Raw genomic sequence first — 25,202 nt, forward strand, 5'->3', positions numbered from 1 at the left:
CCAGTTTGCCCCGCGATCACGGTGAGCGGAAATCATGTGTTTCCCGTCACCTGCAAAATGCCCTTAGCGTGTATTAATGTAGAAATGACCACAGAGCCCCGATCCGGGCATGGACTTCGCCGACCTTGGTGACGGCGGCGACAAAGTTCTGGTCGAACTGGCCGTTGGCCATCCGGTCCCAATGCGAGGACTGACGCTGCTTGGCGCTGTCGATGTGCTGCTCGCTGGAAAAGAACCGCTTGGTCTCGGGGCTGTTGCGCAGCTGGCTGTAGAAGGCGTCGAGGGCACCGGGCAGAGCGGCCACGATGTCGTCATGCATGCCCTTGATCTGGTCGCGGGCCCGGCCGTCCAGCTGCATGAACGCTAGCCGGCTATTGAGGTGATCGGAAGACGTCATCGGAGGCTCCTGCCTGCAACACCAAGTGCCGGTGCCGAAATCGATGAAACGCCTGGTTGGTTAACGAAGGTTCAAAATACAGACGGAGGATGTGAGAAAATGCGCTTTTTGGTTGCGTTTCCCATTGGTCATTCGTCTAAGCTATCCGGCGGTTGGGCCGCAAAGCCCTCATAGCGCGCCAGGAAGGCGTCGACCGGCAAAGCCCGGAAATCGGAAAGGGCGGCGCACAGGCGCGCGTGATCCCAGTCCCACCAGGCGAGTTGCATGAGGCGCTCCGCGGTCGCCTCGGGGAAGCGTGCACGGATCGGCCGGGCCGGATTGCCCGCGACGATGGTGTAGGGTGCGACGTCCTTGGTGACGATCGCTCCGCCCGCCACGACGGCGCCCGTGCCGATGCTGCGGCCGGGCAGGATGATGGCGCCATGGCCGATCCAGACATCGTGGCCGATGGTCACCGGCGTCGAGCGGCGCCAGTCGAAGAAGGCGGCATCGTCCTCGGCATCCTCGAAATAGGCGCTGGCGCGGTAGGTGAAATGCGACTGGCTGGCGCGCTGCATGGGGTGGTTGCCGGGGTTGATCCGCGTCATCGCCGCGATCGAGCAGAACTTGCCGATGGTGGTGTAGATGATGTTGGAATCGTTCACGACATAGGAGTAGTCGCCCATCGTCGACTCGACGAAGGAGGTTCGCGCTCCGATCTCGGTGTAGCGCCCGAGGGTCGCGTCGCGCACGACCGCCGTCTCATGGATCACCGGTTCGAGCCCGAGCTTCCTGGCGGCCATGGGGTGTCTCCGTTCTGTGGGGATCGCCGGCCTGGTCGTCAGCGGCCGAGCGTAAAGGCGTCGATGATGCGGAAGCGGCCGGCCCGGTTGTCCTGCCGGAACACCGCGAGGCGGTCGATTGAAACCGGACCCGCGGGGACGGCGCACGCATGGGCTTCTGTCAGCGCCGCGGCGATGGCGGGTGCCTCGTCCTGCGGGAGCGCCCCGGTCAGCGTCATGTGGAAGCGGAAGGCGTCGCCGACATAAGGGTAGCCATAGGCGTCGAGATGGGCGCGCTCGGTCGGTGTCAGCGGGCTGGCGAGGCGCCGCTCCCGATCGGCCTGTCCCAGCGGTGCGCGAAACGGCTCGAAGGCCTGGACGATGCCGAAGGCCAGCGCCTGTAGCGCCGGGCTCGGTTCGGCCGGCGTCAGTGCGACGAAGCGGCCGAGCGATGTGACTTTGAGGCCGGCCAGAGGCACGGCCGTGCAGCCGAGGGCGATCTGCCGGGCGAAGGCCCGCAATTCACCCTCGCTGCGGCCATTGGCCAGCTCGAACGGCGCCTTCAGCGTCGCGTGAAAGCCGTAGCGGCGCGGTTCGGCGGTGCGGTCCGGCCAGAGCTGCACGTCGCAGCCGGGCGGAACGGCGAAGGCGATCTCCTCGCCGGTGAAGGCGTCGTAGCCCAGCGTCGCGCAGCCGAAGCGCCAGAGCGCGCTGTCGACGGCGGGCGCGTAATAGAGGGCATAGCGCGGGCCGCTCAAAACGCGCGCTCGCCCTTCGACCAGACGGCCGCGATCACGGGCGTCGGTCCCAAAGCCTTGAAGCGGACGAGATCGGCCCGCAGCCCGGTCTTGAGATGGCCGCGGTCGCGCAGGCCGAGGATGTCGGCCACTTTCCAGGTGACCATGCCCATCGCGTCCGGCAGGCCGAGGCCGTGGTCGTTGTGCAGCTTCAGCACGGCCTGGAGCAGGCTGGCGGGCACATAATCGGAGGAGAGCCCGTCGAGCAGGCCTTTCTCGGCCAGTTCGGAGACCGAGACGCCACCGGAATGCGAGCCGCCGCGCACGACGTTCGGGGCGCCGGCGATGGTCGCGAGCCCGCGCTGCTTGGCGGCGGCGGCGGCCTCGACCGTGGTCGGGAATTCCGAGATCACCGCGCCCGAGGCCAGCCCCTCCTCGACATGCTCGACGGTGGTGTCGTCATGGGTCGCGATCGGGATGCCACGGGCACTGAAGAGCTCGACCACCGCCTGCCAGTTGCGGCCGACATTGGCGGCGCCTTCCATCTGGCGGGTGGCGACATCCTCCTCGAACTCCGCCTCGGTCTTGCCGTTGCCGATGGCATAGGTCCGCAGATGCTCGATGTTGCGCCACTGGCGTTGGCCGGGCGTGTGGTCCATCAGCGAGACAAGCTGCACCAGCGCGTCGTCCTGATAGGGCTCGATATCCCTGAGAAGGTCGGGGCTCGTCAGTTCGCAGCGCATGTGGATGCGATGGTCGATGCGGAAGACGCCTTCCGCCTGGCCTCGGGCGAGCGAGGTCATGACGTCGGCGAAGATGTCCTTGCGGTAGTCCTTGGCGGAAAAGGGCGTGCCGGCGCAGATCGCGTCATAGACCGTGGTGACGCCGGCCGCCGCCATCTGCGCGTCATGGACCAGCGCGGCGGCGAGCCCATTCGGCCAGAAGACCTTGGGCCGCGGCATGAAATGCTTTTCCATGTTGTCGGTGTGCATCTCGACGAGGCCGGGCGCGACATAGTCGCCGCCCGCGTCGACGGCGGCCGGGAGCGAGGAGAGCCCTTGGTCGACCGCGGTGATCACGCCGTTCTCGAAGGCGATCGTGCCCGTGACGATCTCGTCCTCGAGGATCAGGCGGGCATTGGTCAGAACGGTCTGCATCAGGCGGCCTTCCGGAAAGTGGTGATGTCGAGATAGCGGGTCGCCACCTTCTCGCGCACGGCCTCGTCGTGGAAAATCCCGACGATCGCGGAACCCCTCGCGCGGGCTTCCGCGATGAGTTCGACCACGACGTCGCGGTTGGCGGCGTCGAGCGAGGCGGTCGGCTCGTCGATCAGCATGATGGCGGAGGGGTCGACAAAGGAGCGGGCGATGTTGACGCGCTGCTGCTCGCCGCCGGAGAAGGTCGCCGGCGCGAGGTTCCAGAGCCGCTCCGGCAGGTTGAGTCGCGCGAGCATCGCCTTCGCCCGCTCGCTCGCCTGATCCGGCGCAACGCCGCGCGCCAGCAGCGGGTCGCGCACGATGTCGAGCGCGCTGACCCGCGGGATCACGCGCAGAAACTGCGAGACGAAGCCGAGCGTGCGGCGGCGGATGTCCAGCACCGTCCGGGGAACGGCTGTGACGATGTCGACGGGCCGGCCCGCATGGGTGATGTGGATATGGCCGGCGCTCGGCCGGTAATTGCCGTAGAGGATGCGCAGCAGGCTCGACTTGCCGGCGCCCGACGCGCCCGCGAGTACGAGGGCCTCGCCGGCCTCGACGCTGAAATTGACGTCGTCGAAGACGGGCAGCCGGACGCCGCCCTGATTGTGCAGGGTGAAGGCCTTGGTGACGTTCTCGACGCGAATCATCGTGGTCATGGGATCAGGCCTTGTCGGGTCGCGGTGACGCCGGCGTGACGGGCGTGCCTTGGGTGGCCGGGGCGTTCGGCGGCGGGGCGGCCTTGGCCGGCCGTCCGAGCAGGGTGCGTTCGACTTCCAGCCCGCTCGGTTGCCGGTCCGCCTCGCCGGAGACGGGGCTCGGGACGGCCTGAGGGCCGAAACCCGACCATTGGGGCTGGATGAAGCCGCTCATACGCTCAGCACCGCGGAGGTGAGGAGCTGCGTATAGGCGTGGTGAGGGTCGTCCAGCACCTGGTCGGTCAGGCCCTGCTCGACGACATGGCCGTCCTTCATCACCATCAGCCGGTCGGTGAGGAGGCGTGCCACGGCGAGGTCGTGCGTGACGATGATGGCGGCGAGGCCGAGATCGCGCACCAGCACGCGCAGCAGGTCGAGCAGGCGGGCCTGGACCGAGACGTCGAGGCCGCCGGTCGGCTCGTCCATGAAGACGAGGCGCGGTTCCGAGACGAGCACGCGGGCGATCTGCAGGCGCTGTTGCATGCCGCCGGAGAACTGGCGCGGCCGGTCGTCGATGCGGGCACCGGCGATCTCGACGCGCGAGAGCCAGTCGAGCGCGCGCTCGCGGATCTGGCCGTAATGGCGGTCGCCGCGGTCCATCAGCCGCTCGCCGACATTGCCGCCGGCCGAGACATCCATGCGCAGTCCGTCGCGTGGGTTCTGGTGGACGATGCCCCAGGCGGTGCGCATCAGCCGCCGGCGCTCTTGCTCGGGCACGGAGTAGATGTCGAGCGGTTCGGCTCCGCCCCGGAACAGCACCTCGCCCGCGTCGGGACGGTCGATGCCGGCGAGGCAGCGCAGCAGGGTCGACTTGCCGGAGCCGGATTCGCCGACGATGCCGAGCACCTCGCCCGGCCAGAGGTCGAAGGAGACCTCCGCACAGCCGATGCGCTCGCCATAGAAGCGCGAGACGCCGGCGACGGAGAGCAGCGGGGCAGGTTCGAGGATGGCCTCGGGCGGAGAGACGTGGAGGGTCATGAGGTGCTCTCCTCGCAGGCGACCAGCCCGCTCGCCGCCGCATCGCCCAGCATCGCGCCGCGATGGCCGGCGGCGCGGCGCGTCTCGCAATGGTGGCTGTCGGAACAGACGAACATCCGGCTGCCCTGATCGTCGATCACGACCTCGTCGAGATAGCTGTCCGTCGCTGCACAAAGCGCGCAGGGCTCGTTCCAGCTCTGGATGCGGAAGGGATGATCCTCGAAATCGAGGCTGCGCACGCTGGTATGGGGCGGGAGCGCATAGATGCGCTTCTCGCGGCCGGCGCCGAAGAGCTGGAGCGCCGGCGACATGTGCATCTTCGGATTGTCGAATTTCGGGATGGGCGAGGGCGCCATGATGTAGCGGCCGTTGATCATGACCGGGTAGTCATAGGTCGTCGTGACCTCGCCGAAGCGGGCGATGTTTTCGTAGAGCTTGACCTGCATCAGCCCGTATTCGGCCCAAGCGTGCATCTTGCGCGTCTCGGCCTCGCGCGGCTCGAGCTTGCGCAGGGGCTCGGGCTGCGGGACCTGGTAGACGATGATCTGGCCGGCGGTCAGCGGTGCCTCCGGGATGCGATGGCGGGTCTGGATGATCGTCGCCTGCTCGGTCGCTTCCGTGGTGCGGGCGTCGGCGGTCTTCTCGAAGAAGCGGCGGATCGAGACGGCGTTGGTGGTATCGTCGGCGCCCTGGTCGATGACCTTCAGCGTGTCCTGGGGCCCGATGATCGCCGCCGTGACCTGGATGCCGCCGGTGCCCCAGCCGCGGGCGAGCGGCATCTCGCGCGAGCCGAATGGCACCTGGTAGCCGGGCACGGCCACGGCCTTGAGCACAGCGCGGCGGATCATCCGCTTCGTCTGCTCGTCGAGATAGGCATAGTTGTAGGCGGGGCTCGCCTCGTCGCCCGGCAGGGTCTGGTGAATGGTCATTCCGCGGCCTCCGGCAGCGTCTCGGGTTCGGCTGCGAGGCGTGCCTCGCGCTCGCGGCGGATGCGGCGGATCAGTTCGAGCTCACCCTGGAAATCGACATAATGCGGCAGCTTCAGATGCTCGACGAAGCCGGCCGCCTCGACATTGTCAGAGTGGTAGAGGACGAACTCGTCCTGCTGGGCCGGGTACTCGGCCGCCTCGCCGAACTCCCGGGCCTTGAGGGCGCGATCGACGAGCGACATCGACATGGCCTTGCGCTCGCTATGGCCGAAGGCCAGGCCGTAGCCGCGGGTGAACTGCGGTGGAACGTCCTTTGAGCCGGCAAACTGGTTGACCATCTGGCATTCGGTCAGGGTGATCTCGCCGAGATCGACCGCAAAGCCGAGCTCTTCAGGAATGAACTCGACCGAGACCTCGCCGACGCGGATCTCGCCGACGAAGGGATGGTTGCCGCCGAAGCCGCGCTGGACCGAATAGCCGAGACCGAGCAGGAAACCCTCGTCGCCGCGTGCCATCGCCTGCAGGCGGACATCGCGGCTGGCCGGGAAGGAGACCGGCTCGCGGGTCAGATCGAAGGGGCGCGGGTCGCCCTCGGGCGCGATCTCAGGCTCCATCAGCCCCTCGGCGCCGAGGATGTCGGGCACGCGGGGCATGTGGGTGTCGAGGGGGGCGTGAAGGTCGTCATGCTCGGGCTTGACCCGAGCATCTCCGGTCGCGGTCGTGCTGGATGCGCCTTCTCGTCCCGAGATGGTCGGGTCAGGCCCGACCATGACGCTGCTGGTATCGTCCATCAGCGCGAAATCGAACAGCCGGTGTGTATAGTCGTAGGTCGGCCCCAGCACCTGCCCACCCGGCAGGTCCTTGTAGGTGGCCGAGACGCGCCGGCGGATCGCCATCTTGGCTGTGTCCACCGGTTCGGATGAGCCGAAGCGCGGCAGGGTGGTGCGATAGGCGCGCATCAGGAACGCGGCCTCGATGACGTCGCCCTGCGCCTGTTTCAGCGCCAGTGCCGCGAGGTCGGCATCATAGAGCGAGCCCTCGTTCATGACACGGGCGCAGGCCAGCGCCTGCTGCTCGCGGATCTGGGCGACGCTGATCTCCGGAACGGCCGCGTCGCCGCGACGCGCTTCCGCGACACGTTCATGGGTGGCGAGAATGGCGGCTTCGCCGCCCTTGACCGCGACATACATCAGCGAGCCTCCCCGATGTGCGTGGAGCGCGGCAGGCCGACGACGGCGTCGCCATGGGTCAGCAGGAGATCGACGCCGAGCGGGTAGGCAGCGTTGTTCGCGGCGACCTCGGCCCAGAAGCCGGGTCGCAGGCCGGCGGGAGCGACGCTGCACGAGCCGAGAATGCCCGGCCCGGCCAGCGTCACCGCCTCGCCGCCATCGAGCGCCTCGCATTGCACGATGATCGTCGTCGACCGATCCGGGAACTGGTCGGTGCCGGGATCGAAATCCGCGAGAAGCGGCGCGGTCTCCGTGCCGTCGATCACGGCGAAGGCCGCGCGGCGCGGTTCCTCGACGAGGGCCGCGCCGCAATGGAAGCGCAGCCAGGCCCCGGCCGGGCCGTCGCGCAGCGCAGCCGGCAGCCAGATCGGCGTCTCGTAATCCGCCAGCGTCAGCAGGGCGGTCGCGGTCGCCGCATGAAGGCCGGCGGGGGGCACGATTCCGGCGTCGATGGTTTGGCGCGTACCCGGTTCCGACAGGGCCGCCAGCAAGGCACGGAACGAGGCCTGCGACTGGAAGACGGGGTCGGAGAAGCCCGCGCCGATGAGTGTGTCGGTCGCCATCACGCGCCCCTGACGAGAGTGAAGAAATCGACCTTGGTCGCCGCGGATTTGCGGGAGGCGAGTTCGCGGGCGGCGCTCTGGCGGGCGGCGAGCTCGTCGACGGCGCGATGGAGGGGCGAACCCGCCGCTTCGCGCTGGAGCCGGGCGTCGAGGATGGCGGCGAGGCGAGCCTTGCGGGCGTCGCGACCCAGCGCATAGGAAAAGCCCATCGGCCCGTCCGAGAGCCTGACGACGCAGCGCGTCACGGTCGTCTCGCCGAGATTGAAGCGCCGACCGGCGCCGCCGGCGCGGCCCTCGACCATCACGGTGCCGGTCTCCGGCGCCTTGAGCACGTCGTGCTGGGGCAGGTCCGGTCCGGCCAGTTCCGCGATCTCCGCCCGGCTGGCGCGCGCGAGGATCGCCATCCAGCGCTGTCTTGGGGTGGTCTGTGCCGTCATCGCCGCCTGCCGTCTGGTCGTGCGTGAATGTCTAGACTATAATAGGTCGCCTGCGTGGAAAGGTCTATACATTTTGGATGACAGTTTGTTGACCGATCCGGATGTTTCCGGCGGGACGGCTTGGCGCCGCATCGCCGATGAGATCGCCGCCGCGATCGCGCGGGGGGAGCACGCCACCGGCGACACATTGCCGGCCGCCACGGCACTCGCGGAGCGCTATGGCGTGCACCGCCACACGGTGCGTCAGGCGTTCCGGCACCTGGCGGAACAGGGGCTGGTGACGGTGTCGCGCGGGCGCGGCACGCAGGTCAGCCCGCGCCGCGTCGCCTATCCGCTCGGCCGCCGCGTCAGCATGCGCGCCAATCTCGGCCGGCTTGGGCTCGTCGGCTCGAGCCGGATGCTGTCGGCCGCGCAGGTCGATGGCGAGGCGGAGATCTGCGCGACGCTCGGGCTCGAGAACGGTGCGCGACTATGGCGCGTCGAGGGGTTGAGCCTGGCCGACGGCACGCCGATGGGCACCGGCACGCACTGGCTGTCGGTCGCACGCTTTCCGGACTTCGATGCGGCGTTCCGGGACGGCGGAGCCTCGATGACGGCGGCGCTGAAGGCTTATGGCATTGCCGACTATGTCCGCCTGTCGACGCGGTTGACGGCCAAGCTCGCCAGCGGGCGCGAGGCAGAGCTTCTCGAGATCGAACCGGGGGCGCCGGTCATGGTCTCGGTCGCCGTCGATGCCCTGCCGGACCTGACGCCGATCCATCTCGTCAGCAGCGTCTTCGCGGGCGAGCGCATGGAGATGGTGGTCGAGCCCTTCGCGGAGTAACGCCCGGGTCCTCGCCCGAGCGTCACTTCGGTCTCAGATCGCGCGCTGGCCGATGATCGCGAAGCGCAGCCTAGCCGAAAGGAAATCGATCGCGGTGACGGCGGCGAGGATCAGCAGGATCAGGAAGGAAACCTGCTGCCATTCTAGCGTGCGGATCGTCTCGGCGAGATAGAGCCCGATGCCGCCGGCGCCGACGATGCCGATGATGGTCGAGGAGCGGGTGTTGGATTCGATGTAGTAGAGGACTTGGCTCGCGATCACCGGCAGGACCTGCGGGATCAGCCCGAAGCGGATCTCGTGCAGCTTGCCGCCGCCCAGCGAGGTGACGCCCTCGACCGGTTTGCGGTCGGCGGCTTCGATCGCCTCCGAATAGAGCTTGCCGAAGGCGCCGATGTCGCTGGTCATGATCGCCAGCATGCCGGCGAAGGGCCCCAGCCCCACCACGTTAATCCAGATCAGCGCCCAGATCAGGGCATCGACGCCGCGCACCGTGTCGAGCGAGCGGCGGGCGAAGAAGTGGACGATCCTGTTGGCGACGACGTTGCGGGCGGCGATGAAGCCGAGCGGGAAGGCCAGCACCGCCGCGAGAATCGTGCCGAGAAAAGCAATTGCGATCGTCTCGAACAGCGCCTTAACGAAGATGACAGCACGGGCGAGGGAGCCCGGATCGGGCGGCAGCATCAGCACCACGAAGGTTCCGAGATTGCCGAGGCCCGACAGGATTCGCCAGAGCGAGACCTCGAAGGTGCTGAGCCCGTAGAGGAAGAGCGCGACCATCGCCGCAATGACGGCGCTGGTCGTCAGCTTCGTGCGCAGCGAGCCGTCGATGGCGGCGCGATGGCGGGCGACGAGGGCGGCCTGATCGGCTTGGGAGAGGGCGAGGCTCATTTGCCGTGCTCCAGGCTGAGCAGCGCGTGACGCAGGCGCTCGGTGGCGAAGTCGATCAGCATCACGGTGACGATGATCAGCAGCAGGATGGCGCTGACGTCGGTGAAATAGAATTTGCGGATGGCCTCGATCAAATCCTGACCGATGCCGCCGGCGCCGACGAAGCCCATGATCGAGGCGCCACGGACATTGATCTCGAAGCGCAGCAGCGAGTAGCTGGCGAAATTGGACAGCACCTGGGGCACGACCGCGAAGCGGATCGTCTGCCACCAGCCCGCGCCCGTCGCGGTGAGCCCGTCGACCGGCTTCATGTCGATGTTCTCGACGACCTCGGAGAACAGCTTGCCCATCGCGCCCATGGTGTGGATCGCGATGGCGAGGACGCCGGGCAGCGGGCCGAGCCCGAAGGCGATAACGAAGATCAGCGCGAAGACGATCTCGGGGACGGTGCGGCAGAATTCGAGGAAGCGGCGGGCAGTAAAACGCAGCCAGCCCGAACGGCCGAGATTGGCGGCGGCGACGAAGCAGAGCAGGAAGCCACCGAGCGCGCCGAGGATCGTGCCGACATAGGCGATGAGCACGGTCTGCCAGAGCAGCTTCAGCCAGCCCTTCCAGCCCCAGAACCACTCGGCCAAATCGGCGCCCAGGCTGTTCCAGCGCAACACCGGCATCGTTTCGAGGATGTATTTCGGGAAGCGCCAGGCGTTGGCGGCGAATTTGCCGAGATCGACTTCCGACCCGACGGCGGAGATCCAGACGAGAACGGCGAGGACGGCCGCGCCGATCAGCGTCTGCCGGCGCTTCGAGGCCATGGTGCCGGCATAGGCCGCAGCATGGGCCGTGATCGCGGGATCGTTGCGGTCGATCGCGAGGGTCATGGATAGATGAATCCGTTGCCGGTCGGGCGCGGGGAACCCCTCTCCTGTAAGGAGAGGGGCAGGGGTGAGGTGTCGGTCGTTGGACCAGTCGAGCGCCGCCTTTGCAGCAGTGGGTTGCGGTGAGGTCACGGCCAAGGCGTCAAACGGCCGACCCCTCACCCTGCCCTCTCCCTACGGGAGAGGGTTCCCCGCGCTGCACTGGTCCAAAGGCGTGGACTAGCCTCTACGACGCCTTCTTGCGGCGCAGCGCGTCGACGAACTTGTTCAGCTCGATGATCGGGTCATAGGCCTTGTTGTCGACGGCCTGCAGCGGGCCCTGCTTGCCTTCGTAGATCTTGTCGAAAGCGGCCTTGTCCTTGGTGTTGAGGTTCAGCACCGCGTCCTTGATCTTGGCCTTGAGCTCGGTCGGCAGCTCGGTCAGATAGGCCATCGGCGAGTTCACGATCTGCTCGGACTTGTAGATGATCCGGAAATCCTCGGCCTTGACCATGTTCTTGCGGGCCATGCGCTGCAGGTTGGATTCCTGCTCGTCGTTCCACCAGTTGGCGGCGACGTCGACGGTGCCCTGACCGAGGGCGATGATCGCGTTCTCGTGGCTGCCGGTGTAGACGACCTTGCCGAAGTAGCTCTCGGGGTCGATCTTCATCCCGTCGAGCGCATAGCGTGGCACGTTGTTGCCGGAGGTCGAGTTCGGATCGACGAGGCCGAGGTTCTTGCCCTTCAGATCCTCGATCTTCTGATAGGGCGAGTCCTTCTTCACATAGAAGACCGAGTAGTAGCCCTTCGTGCCGTCGAGATTGGTCTCGATGGCGAAGGCTTCGATCTTGGCGCCGGTCATCAGCGCACGCGCGAACGAAGAGGGGCCGTACATGCCGATATGGATGTTGCCGGCGCGCTGACCTTCGATCAGGGCGGCGTAGTCGCTGGCGATGCGCAGCGTGACCTTGGTGCCAAGTTCCTTCGAGAGGTAGTTCACGAAGGGGGTGTAGTGCTCGACGACGCCCGAGGCGTTCTCGGCCGGGATGATGGCGAAGACGAGTTCGGGATACTTCGCCTTCCAGTCCTGGGCGAAGGCGGGGGCAGCCAGCGTGGCGGCGAGCGCCGCGGTGGCGAGCGTCAGGGTGTGACGACGGGTCAGCATGAAGTGCTCCTGTTGGTCTTCTGGGAGAGGGACCGCCCGGCGGGCCGGACGGAGGTCAGGCGACGTTCTGCTTGGCGCGCTGCGCTTCTTCGCTGGCGATGGCCTCGAGCTGGTCGAGCGCCTCGGCGCCGGCGTCCTTGGCTTCGATGCCGTAGAGCTTCGCCGCGATCTCGCTGGTGAGCTGGTGGGGCGGGCCGTCGAAGACGACCTTGCCGGCGGCCATGCCGATCAGCCGGTCGCAATATTTCGACGCGATATCGAGGTGATGCAGGTTCGAGACGACGGTGATGCCGTCCTCGCGGTTGATGCGGAACAGCGCGTCCATGACGACCTGCGTATTGCGCGGATCGAGCGAGGCGATCGGCTCGTCGGCGAGGATGATCTGCGGTTCCTGGACCAGGGCACGGGCGATGGCGACACGCTGCTGCTGGCCGCCGGAGAGGGTTTCGGCACGTTGGGCGAGGAGATGACCCATATCGAGCCGCTCGAGCGCCGCGATGGCGCGGATCTTGTCGTCGCGCGAAAAGCTCTTCACCAGCGTCAGCGCTGCGGCGCGATGGTCGAGCCGGCCAAGCAGGACATTGGTGAGGACGTCGAGGCGGCCGACCAGGTTGAACTGCTGGAAGATCATCGCCGTGTCGCGCCGCCAGCGGCGCAGCGCGGCGCCCTTCAGCGCTGTGACGTCACGGTCGCCGGAAAGGATGCGGCCTTCGCTCGGATCGGCGAGGCGATTCAGCATGCGCAGCAGCGTGGACTTGCCGGCGCCCGAGCGGCCGATGATGCCGACCATCTCGCCGCGCGGAATGGACAGGGTTACGCCGTCGACCGCGGCTTTGCCACCGAAGCGCTTGGTCAGACCCTCGATGCGCAGCATGATGCCGTTCCCGCGTTCCGTTGGCAGCATGGCTTCCGCCCGCGGCAGATCCTGCCGTAGGGGCCATGCTTTCCGACGGGCGACAGCTAGCCGGCACAGATGACAGACGGGTGACGGTCGGGCAGGCGGCCGGATGCCGCCTCAGGCGCCGCGCAGGAGCAGATCGACGCAGTCGCGGACATAGGCCGCGCGCTGGTCGGGAGGCGTCTGCGCGACGTTCATCAGCGCGCGATGCTGATGAAAGCCGCGCAGCATGCCGACGAACTGTTCCGCGAGCACCTTGGCCCGGGCATCGTCGAGCGGTTCCGCGAGGCCATCACCGACATGTGAACGTTGCCGCAGCAGCTGCGACAGCTCTTCGATGATCCGTAGCGCTCCCGCCTCGTAAGCCGCTTGGCCAAGCTCGGGAAAGCGGGCCGCCGCACTCATGACGAGACGATGGAGATCGAGGGAATGCGGGTCCAGCATCATCGCCAGTGCGTCTTCCCCGAGCCGTATCAGAGCGCTGCGCAGGTCGACGTCCTGGATGGGTCGGCGCAGCGGAATGGTCAGTTTTTCAGCGAGTTGCGTGCAGATCGCGCGGAAGAGGGCTTCTTTGTCGGCGAAGTGCGCGTAGATCGTCTGCTTCGAGACGCGGGCCCTCTGCGCGATCTGGTCGAGCGTCACCCGCTCGTAGCCTTCGGCGAGGAACATGGCGGAGGCTGCGCGGATGATGGCGCGATGCTTGTCCACCCGCAATCGTGACGGCAGGCGTCTTGCATCCGCCTCGTCGTCGGCAGACAGTTCCGGTGCGGCAGCATTCGTCATGGTTCTGCCCATCGTCGCCCTTATCAAACTGGACCGTCCAGTCTAAAATAAGCGCGTCATATCGGAGCGTCCAGTTCTATGAAGCGGTTCGTCTATCTGCTCCTGATCATCGGCCTCGCCGGCGGCGGCTACTACGGCTACCGCCATTACGAGAAGTCGAAGGCGCCGGCCCCGGTCGCCGCCGCTCCACAGGGGCGCGGTGCGGTTCCCGTCGAGGTGACCAAGATCGAGCGGGGAACAGTCAACGAGGAGGTCGAGGCGCTCGGCACGCTCGCCGCCGATGAATCCGTCGTGATCGCCCCGGAAATCGCGGGCCGCGTCACGGCTCTGGGCTTCAAGGAGGGCGAGCGGGTCGAGAAGGGGCAGGTGCTCGTCAAGCTCGACACCGCCATTCTCGATGCCGAGCTCAAGCAGCAGCAGGCGGATCTCGGCCTCGCGCGCGACACCTTCGAGCGGAACCGCTCGCTCAACCAGCGCGGCGTCGGCACGCAGGTCGCCTTCGACGAGGCGACGGCCAAGCTCGCCGCCGCCGAGGCGCGGGTGCAGCTCTCGCAGGCGAAGCTCGCTCAATCCACATTGATCGCGCCCTTCAACGGCGTCGTTGGCCTGCGCGCCGTCAGCGTCGGAGATTATGTGGCGGTCGGCAAGCAGCTGATCACTCTGACCAATATCGATCCGATCAAGGTCGACTTCCGTGTGCCCGAGATCTTCCTGTCGCAGGTCAAGGTCGGCCAGACGATCAGCCTGCGTGTCGATGCGGTGCCGAATTCCGAATTCCAGGGCAAGATCTTCGCGGTCGATCCCGTCGTCGATATCAATGGGCGCGCCATCCGCCTCCGCGCCACCGTTCCCAACGGCGATCTCACGCTCAAGCCGGGCCTCTTCGCCCGTGTCACCATCGTGGTCGACCGTCGCGAGAACGCGATGCTGATCCCCGAATCCGCGGTGGTGCCGGATGGGCTCGGCAAGGTCGTGTTCATCGTCGAGAACGGCAAGGCGAAACGCGTCGCGGTCGAGCTCGGCAAGAGGTTGCCGGGCAAGGTCGAGATCGTGAAGGGGCTGACCCCGCAGATGACGGTCGTCAGCTCCGGCCAGATGCGGTTGCGCGACGGCTCGACAGTCTCCGTGAAGAACAGCCAGCCGCCGGTTCAGACGAGCGCGCTGCCCGCCACGCTGAGCCCCTGAGCCCGAGTCCCGCGCGCCATGAGCCTGTTCGCCCTCTTCGTTCGCCGGCCGGTCTTCTCGACCGTGCTGAGCCTGCTCGTGCTCCTGATCGGCGCGGTGTCCTATACGCGCCTCACGGTCCGCGAATATCCGAACATCGATGAGCCGGTCGTCTCGGTCCGTACCGTCTATACCGGCGCCAGTGCCGAAATCATCGAGACGCAGGTCACGCAGATCCTGGAGAACTCGATCGCGGGCATCGAGGGCATCGAGATCATCTCCTCGACCAGCCGCCAGGAGCAGAGCAACATCTCGGTCCGCTTCCGGCCGGACGTCGATCCCGACGTCGCGGCTTCCGACGTGCGCGACCGTGTCAGCCGCGTGCGCGGGCGCATGCCGTCCGAGATCGACGAACCGATCATCGCCAAGGTCGAGGCGGATGCTCAGCCGATCCTGTTCCTGTCGCTGATCAGCTCGCGCCACAACCCGCTGGAACTGACCGACTTCGCCGACCGCTTCATCACCGACCGGGTGCAGAACATCACTGGCGTGGCCGAGGTGCAGATCCGCGGCGAGCGGCGCTACGCCATGCGCATCTGGCTCGATCGGGCGCGCATGTCGGCCTACAACATCACGGTCCAGGAGATCGAGGCGGCGGTCCGCGCGCAGAATGTCGAGATTCCCTCGGGCCGCATCGAGAGCAACAACCGCGAATTCACGGTGCTCTCGCAGACCGGGCTGACGACGCCCGAGCAGTTCCAGCAGATCGTCGTCAAGGACGCCAACAACTTCCCGATCAAGCTGCGCGACGTCGCGCGCGTCGAACTCGGCGCGCTGGCGGAGCGCAACGCCGCTTGGTTTTCCGGCAATCCCTCCGTGACGATCGGCATCGTCAAGCAGGCGACGGCCAATCCGCTCGACGTCTCCAAGGGCATCCGTGCCGCGCTGCCGGAGATCATCGACGATCTGCCGGACGGCATGACGATCGCGACCTCCTATGACACCTCGGTCTTCATCGACCGCTCGATCCAGGCCGTCTACACGACGATCCTCGAGGCGGTCGTCCTCGTCGTGCTGATCATCTTCATCTTCCTGCGCTCGCTGCGCGCGACACTGATCCCGCTCGTCACCATCCCGGTGTCGCTCGTCGGCTCGTTTGCGCTGATGTATGCCTTCGGCTTCACGGTCAACACGCTGACGCTGCTGTCGATGGTGCTGGCGATCGGCCTCGTCGTGGACGACGCCATCGTGGTTCTGGAGAACGTCCATCGCCATATCGAGGACGGGATGGAGCCGAACGCTGCGGCGATCCGCGGCATCAACGAGATCGCCTTCGCCGTCGTGGCGATGACGCTGACCCTGGTCGCGGTCTATGCGCCGATGGCCTTCTCGACCGGGCGGACGGGCAAGCTCTTCATCGAGTTCGCGCTGACGCTGGCGGGAGCCGTGCTGGTCTCGGGTTTCGTCGCGCTGACCTTGACGCCGATGATGTGCGCCAAGCTACTCCGGCACAATGAAAGCCATGGCTGGCTCTACAATCTGCTCGAGCGCGGCTTCAATGCCCTGTCGCGCGGCTATAAGGCCTCGCTGCGCGGGGCTTTGGCGATCCGCCCGGTGATCGTGCTGCTGGCGCTCGGTGTGGCGGGCGGCAGCTATTTCTTCTTCACCAATCTGCGCTCGGAACTGGCGCCGGTCGAGGATCGCGGCAGCTTCACCGTTATCGGCGTGGCGCCGGAAGGCTCGACGATGAACTTCACTGCGGAATATGCCCGCCGCGCGGAAGAGTTCTTCAAGCGCTTCCCGGACGTCCAGACCAATCTCGTCATTGTGGGCTTCCCGGATGTGACGCGCGCGTTGGCCTTCGCCCGTCTCAAGCCCTGGGAGGAGCGTGGCACGAAGCAGCAGGACATGGTGGCGGAGATCAACCGCAGCCTGTCGCAGGTGCCCGGCATTCGGCTCTTCGCCACCAATCCGCCTTCGCTCGGCCAGGGCGGTGCCAACAGCAGGCCGGTGGAGTTCGTCCTGCGCTCGTCCGAGCCCTATGAGCAGATCAAGCAGTATGTCGACGCGCTCCTGGCCGAAGTCGCCGGCTCGCCCGCACTGACCAATCTCGAATCCAACCTCATCCTCGACAAGCCGCAGATCAAGGTTTCGATCGACCGCCAGCGCGCGGCGGATGTCGGCGTCGGCGTTGATGTCATCGGCCGCACGATGGAAACCCTGCTCGGCGGGCGGCAGGTGACCCGCTTCAACATGAATGGCGAGCAGTACGACGTCGTCATCCAGGTCGGCGGCGAGGACCGCAACACGCCGCAGGCGCTGCAGTCGATCTATCTGATGGGCCGGGGCGGCGCGGTGGTGCAGCTCTCGAGCCTGGTCAAGGTCGAGGAGACGGTCGCGCCGAAGGAGCTGATCCGCTTCAACCAGCTTCGTGCGGCGACGATCACCGCCGTGCCCGCCCCCGGCTATTCGCTCGGCGACGCTTTGGCCGTGCTGGAACAGGCCTCGGCCCGTGTCCTGCCGAAAACAGTGCAGATCGACTATTCCGGCCAGAGCCGCGAGTACAAGCAGTCTGGCGCCTCGATCGCGATCGTCTTCCTGCTGGCGCTGGGCTTCATCTATCTCGTGCTGGCCGCCCAGTTCGAGAGCTTCATCGATCCCGTCGTGATCATGGTCTCGGTGCCGCTCTCGCTCACGGGCGCGCTCGCGGCACTCTACTTCGCCGGCGGCACGATGAACGTTTACAGCCAGATCGGCCTGATCACCCTCGTCGGCCTCATCACCAAGCACGGCATCCTGATCCTGGAGTTCACCAACCAGCTCCGCGAGGAGGGCAAGGAGATGATCGACGCCCTGGTCGAGGCGGCGGAACTGCGCCTGCGACCGATCCTCATGACCACGGGCGCGATGGTGCTGGGCGCCGTGCCGCTGGCATTGGCCCATGGCGCGGGCGCCGAAAGCCGCTCGCAGATCGGCTGGGTCATCGTCGGCGGCATGACCTTCGGCACGCTGCTGACGCTCTATGTGGTGCCGGTCGCCTATTCCTATCTCGCGAGCAAGAAGCGCTCCGTGCATGGGCATGTGGTGAAGGAGACGCCGGCGGCGCATCCCCAGCCCGCCGAGTAGCCCGCTACTGCAGGCGCACCGAGACGCTTTCGCTGGCGCCGGTGCCGTCGATGACGGAGATTCGCAGGAAGCCCTTGCCCGGCGGCTGCCATGTCGCTTCGCGCCGCCGTGTCGGTGGGAGGACCGGCGCGCCATCCACCAGCCAAGTATAGGGCGGCGCGCCGCCGGCGACCTTGAGATTGAGCTCGGGCCGTCCGTCGGCGGCCGAGGCGGCGAGGTCGATCCGGGCTCCTTCGGGCGGGAAGGCGAGCCTCAGCGACGGCGTCGTCATCGCGACCACCGTCTTCGGCACGTCCTGGCGCAGATGGCGCAGCGGGGGCGGCAGCTGGGCGCTCGTCGCCACGATGCTGTCGCGCGGCTGCGGGAAGGGGCGCGGGTCGAGGCCTATCCGCGCGAAGGCGTCGAACAGGATCGGGGCCGCGACGACCCGCCCGACGAGGCCCGGCACGGCGCCGTTGTCAGCGCGGCCGACCCAGACGCCGATCGTGTGCCTGCGGTCGAAGCCGACCGCCCAGGCATCGCGATAGCCATAGGAGGTGCCGGTCTTGAAGGCGATGCGGCCGGGCATGGCATTGAGCGGCGGCGGCGCGCCGAGTAGCGTGTCGGCGACATACCAGGCGGCGACCGGCTCGACGAGGCGGGGCGAAGGCGCGTCTTCCCCTCCCGCCCGCACCCGCAGCGGCGCGACATCCCCACCACGCGCCAGCCCGACATAGAGGCGTGTCAGGTCCTGCAGGGTGATGCCGAGCCCACCGAGTCCGACGGCGAGGCCGGGAGCGCCGCCTTCCTTCGGCATGGCGACCGCGACCCCGGCATCGCGCAGTCGCGACAGGAATCGCTGAGGCCCGAGCGCCGAGAGCAGTTCGACCGCCGGCACGTTGAGCGAGAGCTGCAGCGCCTTGCGGGCCGAGACCATGCCCTGGAAGGTCATGTCGAAGTTCTCGGGCACGTAGAGTCCGTAGCGCGCCGGCCGGTCCTCCAGCATCGTCTCGGGATGGGCGATGCCGTTGTCGAAGGCGAGCGCGTAGATGAAGGGCTTGAGCGCCGAGCCCGGCGAGCGCAGCGCCCGCGTCAGGTCGAGCGAGCCGGCCCGCTCGGCGGCGAAGTAGTCGACGCCGCCGACCGAGGCGCGGATCTCGCCGGTCTCGTTGTCGACCGCGAGGATGGCGATCGAGACCTGCGGGCTGAGGCCCAGGCTGCGGTCGCGGGCCAGCGCTTCCAGCGCCGACTGAAGCCGCGCATCGAGGCTGAGGCGATGGCTGCGGGCGGCCGGCGCTTCCGCCACGACCTGCTCGGCGACATGGGGGGCGAGGTTGGGGAAAGGCTTGCGCGCCGTCGGGACCGGCTCGTCTCGCGCGGCGGCGATTTCGGCTGCGGTGGCGAGGCCAGCCTCCGCGACGCGGGCCAGTACCCGGTCGCGGGCCTTGCGGGCGGCCTCGGCGAAGCGGTCGGGCCGGCGCGTCTCGGGCGATTGCGGCAGGGCGACGAGCAGCGCGGCCTCGGCGGTCGAGAGGCGCTTCGGCTCCTTGCCGAACCAGGCGAGGCTGGCTGCGCGCACGCCCTCGAGATTACCGCCGAAGGGGGCGAGCGTCAGGTAGAGGTCGAGGATTTCGGTCTTGGTGAAGCGCCGCTCGAGTTCGACGGCGCGCACCGCCTGGCGGAGCTTGGCGGCGAGGCTGCGCTCCTCGCGGGGCTCCAGCAGACGCGCGACCTGCATGGTCAGCGTCGATCCGCCGGAGACGATGCGGCCGTTCCACAGCATCTGTCCGGCCGCGCGCACGAGGCCCAGCGGGTCGATGCCGGCATGGCTGTCGAACCTCCTGTCCTCATAGGCCTTGAGCATGGCGAGATAGCGCGGATCGACATCACCCGTGCCGACCGGAAGCTTCCAGCGGCCATCCGGCGTCAGGAAGGGGCGGAGAAGCCGGCCCTCGCGGTCCAGAACCACGGTCGAGCGCTCTGTCGCGGCCGTAAGGTCGAGCGGCGGGAGGGAGCGGGCGTAGTGGAGGAGGGAGGCGGTCGCGGCGGTGAGGAGCAGGGCGAGCGATCCGGCTGCGATCTTCAGCGTGCGGAAGCGAGCGGGCGCTGACCCCTCCCCCTTGTGGGGAGGGGCAGGGGTGGGGGGCGCAAAGGCAGGTTCGTCCGCTTCTTCGCTCGCGGGGTGCCGATCCAGCGCATCATTCGCAAGTTGCTCGCCTGGCGGGACGCCCCCCACCCCCAGCCCCTCCCCACGAGGGGGAGGGGAGGCGCCTGCGCCGGACTCGGGCGAGCTCACGCCTTCACCGCGCCGAGGCGATGTCCACCGTGCCGAAGCCGGTCCGCCCGAAGCGGTCGGGGCGGTACATGTCCTCGATCACAGCGGCGGGCGCGACATAGCGGCCGGGCGAGACCGCGCGGGCGATATAGGCGACGGTATAAACGAGCTTCTGGTCCTTGCTGCCGGAGCGCTCGAAGGCGGCGACATAGCGGTCGTCGCGCGCCTCCGTATGGACGGGGATGACCTCCTGCTTCAGCCAGTCGAGACCGGCGACCGAGGCGCCTTCGGTGAGGTTCGCGTTCTCGATCTCGAGCCCGGCGGGGACGGGGTCGACGAGGAGCAGGCGGCCATAGCGGCTGGCCGGCTCCGTCACCGTCAGCGCGACGACATAGCGTTCGTTCTGGCGCAGCCGGGCCGGGTCGGCCTTCTCGCCCTTCATCGTGTAGATCACGCGTTCCAGTCCGAAGCCCTGGTTGAGGGCGGGCTCGGCGCCGGTCGGGATCCCGGCCACGGTGATGACAGCCTGCGCCGTGGCGGCGGCGGGGTTGGCGACCGTCAACGGCTTCTGCTCCAGCGCCGCGGCGGGAATCGTGCGGTAGAGCGGCCCCTTCCGCTCCGTGCCGTCGACCGTTAGCGTCATGCCCTCGGCGTCCTTCGCCATCGCCTGGGCAGCGAGCACCATCCAGGTCTGTTCCTGGGTGGAGGTGTAGCGGGCGCTGTTGCGGGCGCTGTCGAGGATGGCGGCGGCGCGGCCGATCTCGGCCCGGTCGCCGGCCGATTCCGCGATCAGCGCGAGAACCGCCGCGCCATCGCGCAGGCGCGAGCCGTAATCGGGGCGCGACAGGCCGTCGTCGCTGCGCTCCTGCAGCCCGGCGAGCGCGCTGACGAAGGCGGCGCGGCCGCGGCCGCGATCGCCGAGCGCCGAGAGCGCCGCACCGATCTGGGCACGGGCCATGGGTGTGGCGAAATCGGCGAGCTTGTTGTCGGCGAGGTAGCGCAGATCGCCCATCACCGGCCGGCCGTTGCGGGCGAGCACATAGAGGGCATAGGCGATGCCGGCCGCTTCCTCCTTGACGATCTCGCCGGTGTTGACGACCTGGTTGCGCAGCCGGTCGAGCGCGAGGTTGAAGGCGGTCTGCGGCACCGGGAACTGGCGCTCGCGAGCCCGCGTCAGGAAATCCGCCGTGAAGGCGTCGAGCCAGAGATCCTCGCCGCCGACGCCCCAGAGCCCGAAGGAGCCGTTGGCCCCCTGGCGGGCGAGCACCCGCTCGATCGCGTTCTGCACCCGCTCATCGGCATTGGCGTCGAGTGCGAGATGCTCGAGCGAGGCGAGCCGGTTGACATGGAGCAGCGGCATGGCGCGGCTCACCGTCTGTTCGGTGCAGCCATAGGGGTAGCGGTCGAGCGCCTTGAGCAGGCCGGGCACGTCGAGCGCGGCGAGCGGCGAGACGGAAACCGAGACCTGGCCGGAGCCGGGCACGAGATCGGCCAGGAGATCGGCCGAGACCGTGATCGCGCCGCCATTGCCGGGGATCGGGCGCACGATCCGGCGCGCGATCGTGGCCGCGGAGGGCTGCACCCGGACGGCGAGGTTCTGCACGGTGCCGACGCCGCCGGGTCCGCTGATGCGGACATCGAATTCGGCGCGGCCGAGCCCCGCGGCGGTGACGGGGATCGTCATCTGCGCCTTGGCGCCCGCGGCGAGCTGGATCGTCCGGCGGGTGGCGTCGGCCGGCACCAGCACCGGGCCGCGGATGTCGAGATCGACGACATAGGGGCCGGCCGGGCCCTCGACATTGTCGATCTGGAGGTGGAAGCGTGACTGGTCGCCGATGGCGAGGAAGCGCGGCAGGGTCGCCTGCGCCACCACCTGATCGCGCACGATGACGTCCGTACTCGCCTGTCCGGTTCGGCCGGCCGACCAGGCGACCGCCATGACGCGCAGCGAGCCGTTGAAGGCCGGCAGCTCGAAATCGATCTTTGCCACGCCGTCGGGACCGACCTTGACCACGCCGGAATAGCGGGCGACCGGCTCCTGCGTCGGCTTCTCGCCTTCGAGGGCGGGCGCGGCGTCGCCGCCGCTGCGGATCGCGCCGCGCGTGCCCTGCATGCCGTCGATCAGATAGCCGTAGAGGTCGCGCAACTCGTGGCCGATCTGGCGTTGGCCGAAGAAGAACTTGCTCGGGTCGGGGCTTTCGAAACGGGTCAGGTTGAGGATGCCGACATCGACCGCGGCGACGGTGACGAAAGCCTCCTCGCCGGCCCGCGCGCCGGTGACCTTCACCGGCAGCGACAGGGTCGTGAGCGGGCGCACGAGGGTGGGTGCACCGAGATCGAGCGTCAGCGTGCGACTCTCCTTGCCGATCGAGAACCAGGACAGGCCGATCGCCCGGCCGGGCAGGCGCTTGGCGGCGGCATCCATCGGCCGGTGGGCCAGCGCGACGAGATAGGCCCCGGCGCCCCATTCGGCCTTGACCGGGACGGTCGCGGTGGTGCCGCCCGCTGCGATATCGATGGTGCGGAGATCGACGACGCGGTCGGTGATGACCGCGAGCGTGGCCTTGCCGGCAAAGCGCGGGCTGAGGCGGAGAGTCAGGTTTTCGCCGTCGGCATAGGCCGCTTTGTCGATGGCGACATCCAGCACGTCGGGCGTATCGGCGGTCTTGTCGGCCTCGTAGCCGACGCTGAAGGAGACCGAGGTTTCGGTTGAGTCCGGCCCGTCGGCTGCGACGTCGAGCCGGTAGTTGCCCCATTCGACCGGTGCGGCGATGCGGGCCGGCGCGGCCTCCGTGACCGCGACCTCGCCATCGGCGACGCGGCGGGTCGACTTCACGCCCTCATAGTTCCAGCGGCCGTCCTGGAAGAACCACTGATAGTTGCGGGTGACCTTGGACAGGGTCCATTTCACGCCCGCCTTGGCGAGGCGACGGCCGTCGCCATTGGCCATGATGACGTCGAAACTCGCGGTCTGGCCGTTGCCGAGTTCGCCCTCCTTGAAGCCCTTTCGCACGCCGATGGCGGCGCCCTTGGGCACGATCGGCAGCGTCACCGAGCGGGCGATGGCGCGTCCGCCGGGCTCGCCGACGCGGATGGTGAACTCGGCCTCGAGCGGGCGGTTGGTCTCGGGCTGGGTGACGGGGTTGGTCACGGTGACCTTGCCGCTCGCGTCTGTCGTCGTGCTCTCCTCGAACTCGGACTGGACCGGCTCGAAAGCCTCGTCGGTGAGGCCGACCTGATAGCCGGCGAAACCGGGGATGGCCGATTGGCCGGCGGCCCGGATCGTCATCGAGCCGGTGACGTCGAGGCCTGAGCCCGGCGCGCCATAGAGATAGCGCGCGCTGACATCGATCTCGGCCGGCTGGCCGGCCTGCAGGACCGGCGCCTTCGGTGACAGGGTCAGTTCGAGCCGCTCGGGAACGTAATCCTCGACGAGGAAGGAAACCTCGCCGATCGCGGGGCCCTTGGGATCGGCATAGGCCTGGACGCGCCAGGTGCCGGTCGCGGCGCCTGACAAAAGCGGGATCGAATGGGCGCGCCCGCCGGCGCCTTGGTCCTCGACCTGGCGGCGGCGATATTCGACGCCGTCAGGCCGCTTGACGATGAGCGTCAGCGGCAGGCCGGTGACGGCTGCGCCGCGGGCATCACGCAGCAGCGTCGTGAGATAGACCGTCTCACCGGAGCGATAGACGCCGCGCTCGGTATAGAGATAGGCATCGAGGCCGGCCGGGGCGACGCGGCCCTTCACGCCGCGATCAGAGAGATCGAAGGCCGTCTGCTTCAGGTCGAGGAAGCCGTAATCCTCGGCGAGCGAGGCGGTGACGAGGCCCGGCGCCAGGCCGCCCTGGCCCTTGGCGAGGCCTGCATCGAAGCGGGCATAGCCATTGGCGTCGGAGCGGAGCGTCGCCAGCACCTCGTTGTTCCTCGCCAGCAGGCGCAATTCGGCATTGGCGACGGGGGCCGCGTCGGAGAGCGAACGCACCAGCACATGCACGCCGTCGGGGCCCGAGAAGGAGGTCAGGCCGAGATCGGAAACGACAAACCACTGCGTTGCGCGCGTCGTGCCATCGTCATAGTCGCCGTCGCCGTCGGAGGGCGTAGGCGCCCGGCCACCGCTGGGTTTGGCGAACATCACATAGACGCCGGGTTTCAGCGCGCCGACGGCCTCCACCACCGGGAAGGCGGTGACGACGTCCTTGTTCAGCTCGGATTTGACCTCCATCGAGCCGGTCCAGACGCGCTGGCCCTTGTCGTTCTCGATCTGCTTCGACTGATAGGCGCCGAGCTGGCCGAGGAAATCCTCGGAATGGACCGAATTGATCAGGTTGCGGTCGCCGATCCGCATGACCTCGAGGTCGAGCCTGTCGCTGTTGACCGATACGACCGGGATGCCCTGCTGGCCCGTGCGCGGCAGGACGTAGTTTTTGCCGGTGAAGCGCACCGAAGGCGTGCGATCGCGGACATAGACCTCGTAATCGGCGGATTTCAGCAGCTTCTCGTCGGGGATTGCGGAAGGCACGCCCTGGCGGATGACGAAGGCGTAACGCTCGCCATGGCGCAGGCCATCGACGCAGATCTGGCGCTCCTCGCCCGTGACCGCGAAGTCGCCCTTGCCGCCGGAGATCGCAACGTAAGGCGCGAAATCGACACGGCCGCGGGCGAGCGGTTCGGAGAACTCGAAGCAGGCGCGCGGGCTCGCCGCATCGGCATCGACCTTGTTGCCGGTCAGGCGGAAGCCGCGCTGCTCGCGCAGGCCCTCATAGGCGGTGCGCAGCGAGGCGTTGTCGACGAGATCCAGGCTGAGGCGATAGGTCGTCAGCGCCGGGCGCCAGAGTTCGTTGCGCTCAAAGATGCGGGCGAGGAGGCCCAGCGAGGCGGCCTCGTCATTGCGGCTCGTGGCGCGCTGATAGGCGAGATAGGCGGCGCTGATGGCGCGCTCGCGCAGTTCCCAGCGCTCGCGATAGTCGCGCGGCTCGATGGCGTTGGCGGCGCGCGCCATCAGGCGCCAGCCAGCGGCATTGGCGGGCTCGGCGACGACGGCGGCATTGGCCTGGGGCAAGGCGGCGCGGGCGTCCCCGCGCGAGAGCGCAGCCTCGCCCGCGCGCACGAGATCGGCTGCCGAGCGGGCGCCGGCCGAGACCTCGCGCTTGAGGCGTTCCTCCAGCCGCTGCCCGTCGGCGGCGAGATCGTTGCGGACATAGGCCTTCTGCGCGAAGGCCGGGTGGGCGGCGAGGCTCAGGCCCAGAACCAGCGCGAGGCGGGGCAACAGGCGCATGAGCATTTCCTCCAGAGGACGTCCCGCATTCCGCCTGTTCAAGACAA

21 protein-coding genes are annotated in these 25,202 nt (G+C 68.1%); 3 read left to right on the top strand and 18 right to left on the bottom strand.

The window, feature by feature from the left end; genetic code table 11:
- Nucleotides 1–73 precede the first annotated feature (73 nt).
- The 11 genes from ACFPN9_RS05940 to phnG form a co-directional block, all read right to left on the bottom strand.
- Nucleotides 74–397: a protoglobin domain-containing protein gene (locus tag ACFPN9_RS05940; RefSeq protein WP_377815904.1), complete on the bottom strand. Its 324-nt coding sequence runs from the start codon at nucleotides 395–397 to the stop codon at nucleotides 74–76.
- A gap of 128 nt (nucleotides 398–525) precedes the next feature.
- Nucleotides 526–1,179, bottom strand: coding sequence for an LbetaH domain-containing protein (locus ACFPN9_RS05945; RefSeq protein WP_066723502.1), 654 nt, complete (start codon nucleotides 1,177–1,179; stop codon nucleotides 526–528).
- A gap of 38 nt (nucleotides 1,180–1,217) precedes the next feature.
- Complete coding sequence (locus tag ACFPN9_RS05950; RefSeq protein WP_245282442.1) at nucleotides 1,218–1,916, bottom strand: DUF1045 domain-containing protein; 699 nt, start codon at nucleotides 1,914–1,916, stop codon at nucleotides 1,218–1,220.
- Nucleotides 1,913–3,052 carry an alpha-D-ribose 1-methylphosphonate 5-triphosphate diphosphatase gene (locus tag ACFPN9_RS05955; protein ID WP_066723500.1) on the bottom strand — a complete coding sequence of 380 codons (1,140 nt, stop codon included), beginning with the start codon at nucleotides 3,050–3,052 and terminating at the stop codon, nucleotides 1,913–1,915. The genes ACFPN9_RS05950 and ACFPN9_RS05955 overlap by 4 nt, the downstream gene beginning before the upstream one ends.
- Nucleotides 3,052–3,750, bottom strand: coding sequence for a phosphonate C-P lyase system protein PhnL (gene phnL, locus ACFPN9_RS05960; RefSeq protein WP_066723498.1), 699 nt, complete (start codon nucleotides 3,748–3,750; stop codon nucleotides 3,052–3,054). Before phnL ends, ACFPN9_RS05955 begins: the two co-directional genes overlap by 1 nt.
- Nucleotides 3,751–3,754: 4 nt before the next feature.
- Nucleotides 3,755–3,964, bottom strand: a complete 210-nt coding sequence (locus ACFPN9_RS05965) for a hypothetical protein (RefSeq protein ID WP_066723495.1) — start codon at nucleotides 3,962–3,964, stop codon at nucleotides 3,755–3,757.
- Nucleotides 3,961–4,767, bottom strand: a complete 807-nt coding sequence (gene phnK, locus ACFPN9_RS05970) for a phosphonate C-P lyase system protein PhnK (RefSeq protein WP_066723492.1) — start codon at nucleotides 4,765–4,767, stop codon at nucleotides 3,961–3,963. Before phnK ends, ACFPN9_RS05965 begins: the two co-directional genes overlap by 4 nt.
- Nucleotides 4,764–5,696 (bottom strand): alpha-D-ribose 1-methylphosphonate 5-phosphate C-P-lyase PhnJ, encoded by a 933-nt coding sequence (locus tag ACFPN9_RS05975; RefSeq protein WP_066723489.1) that lies wholly within the window; start codon nucleotides 5,694–5,696, stop codon nucleotides 4,764–4,766. Before ACFPN9_RS05975 ends, phnK begins: the two co-directional genes overlap by 4 nt.
- Nucleotides 5,693–6,886 carry a carbon-phosphorus lyase complex subunit gene (locus ACFPN9_RS05980; protein WP_066723486.1) on the bottom strand — a complete coding sequence of 398 codons (1,194 nt, stop codon included), beginning with the start codon at nucleotides 6,884–6,886 and terminating at the stop codon, nucleotides 5,693–5,695. Before ACFPN9_RS05980 ends, ACFPN9_RS05975 begins: the two co-directional genes overlap by 4 nt.
- Nucleotides 6,886–7,488 (bottom strand): phosphonate C-P lyase system protein PhnH, encoded by a 603-nt coding sequence (phnH, locus tag ACFPN9_RS05985; protein ID WP_066723484.1) that lies wholly within the window; start codon nucleotides 7,486–7,488, stop codon nucleotides 6,886–6,888. Before phnH ends, ACFPN9_RS05980 begins: the two co-directional genes overlap by 1 nt.
- Entirely contained in the window at nucleotides 7,488–7,925 is a 438-nt protein-coding gene (phnG, locus tag ACFPN9_RS05990) for a phosphonate C-P lyase system protein PhnG (protein WP_066723482.1), read from the bottom strand. Before phnG ends, phnH begins: the two co-directional genes overlap by 1 nt.
- An 88-nt stretch (nucleotides 7,926–8,013) precedes the next feature.
- Between phnG and phnF the strand changes: the two genes are divergently transcribed.
- Entirely contained in the window at nucleotides 8,014–8,748 is a 735-nt protein-coding gene (gene phnF / locus ACFPN9_RS05995; protein ID WP_066723480.1) for a phosphonate metabolism transcriptional regulator PhnF, read from the top strand.
- A gap of 33 nt (nucleotides 8,749–8,781) precedes the next feature.
- Here phnF and phnE (ACFPN9_RS06000) read toward each other — a convergent pair whose 3' ends face one another.
- The 5 genes from phnE (ACFPN9_RS06000) to ACFPN9_RS06020 form a co-directional block, all read right to left on the bottom strand.
- Complete coding sequence (gene phnE / locus ACFPN9_RS06000) at nucleotides 8,782–9,636, bottom strand: phosphonate ABC transporter, permease protein PhnE (protein WP_066723478.1); 855 nt, start codon at nucleotides 9,634–9,636, stop codon at nucleotides 8,782–8,784.
- Nucleotides 9,633–10,514 carry a phosphonate ABC transporter, permease protein PhnE gene (gene phnE / locus ACFPN9_RS06005; RefSeq protein ID WP_066723476.1) on the bottom strand — a complete coding sequence of 294 codons (882 nt, stop codon included), beginning with the start codon at nucleotides 10,512–10,514 and terminating at the stop codon, nucleotides 9,633–9,635. Before phnE (ACFPN9_RS06005) ends, phnE (ACFPN9_RS06000) begins: the two co-directional genes overlap by 4 nt.
- A gap of 223 nt (nucleotides 10,515–10,737) precedes the next feature.
- Complete coding sequence (gene phnD, locus ACFPN9_RS06010) at nucleotides 10,738–11,655, bottom strand: phosphonate ABC transporter substrate-binding protein (protein WP_377815912.1); 918 nt, start codon at nucleotides 11,653–11,655, stop codon at nucleotides 10,738–10,740.
- A 55-nt stretch (nucleotides 11,656–11,710) separates the two neighbouring features.
- Nucleotides 11,711–12,529, bottom strand: a complete 819-nt coding sequence (gene phnC / locus ACFPN9_RS06015) for a phosphonate ABC transporter ATP-binding protein (RefSeq protein WP_066734759.1) — start codon at nucleotides 12,527–12,529, stop codon at nucleotides 11,711–11,713.
- Nucleotides 12,530–12,670: 141 nt separating this feature from the next.
- On the bottom strand, nucleotides 12,671–13,336 hold the full coding sequence (locus tag ACFPN9_RS06020; RefSeq protein ID WP_197431945.1) for a TetR/AcrR family transcriptional regulator: 666 nt from the start codon (nucleotides 13,334–13,336) through the stop codon (nucleotides 12,671–12,673).
- A 78-nt stretch (nucleotides 13,337–13,414) separates the two neighbouring features.
- On the opposite strand from ACFPN9_RS06020, the gene ACFPN9_RS06025 reads away from it, so the two are divergent.
- Together ACFPN9_RS06025 and ACFPN9_RS06030 are read left to right on the top strand one after the other, a co-directional pair.
- Nucleotides 13,415–14,521 carry an efflux RND transporter periplasmic adaptor subunit gene (locus ACFPN9_RS06025; RefSeq protein WP_066734754.1) on the top strand — a complete coding sequence of 369 codons (1,107 nt, stop codon included), beginning with the start codon at nucleotides 13,415–13,417 and terminating at the stop codon, nucleotides 14,519–14,521.
- 18 nt (nucleotides 14,522–14,539) lie between these two features.
- The gene (locus ACFPN9_RS06030; RefSeq protein ID WP_066734752.1) at nucleotides 14,540–17,626 is read left to right on the top strand and encodes an efflux RND transporter permease subunit; all 3,087 of its coding nucleotides are present in this window, start codon (nucleotides 14,540–14,542) and stop codon (nucleotides 17,624–17,626) included.
- A 4-nt stretch (nucleotides 17,627–17,630) separates the two neighbouring features.
- Here ACFPN9_RS06030 and pbpC read toward each other — a convergent pair whose 3' ends face one another.
- Both pbpC and ACFPN9_RS06040 read right to left on the bottom strand, forming a co-directional pair.
- The gene (pbpC, locus tag ACFPN9_RS06035) at nucleotides 17,631–19,691 is read right to left on the bottom strand and encodes a penicillin-binding protein 1C (protein WP_066734758.1); all 2,061 of its coding nucleotides are present in this window, start codon (nucleotides 19,689–19,691) and stop codon (nucleotides 17,631–17,633) included.
- A 214-nt stretch (nucleotides 19,692–19,905) separates the two neighbouring features.
- A complete protein-coding gene (locus tag ACFPN9_RS06040; protein ID WP_245282292.1) occupies nucleotides 19,906–25,155 on the bottom strand; it encodes an alpha-2-macroglobulin family protein in 5,250 nt (1,749 codons plus the stop codon).
- Nucleotides 25,156–25,202: the final 47 nt, after the last annotated feature.

Origin of the sequence: Allobosea massiliensis, assembly GCF_042655245.1 — a bacterium.
GTDB classification, from domain to species: Bacteria; Pseudomonadota; Alphaproteobacteria; order Rhizobiales; family Beijerinckiaceae; genus Allobosea; species Allobosea massiliensis.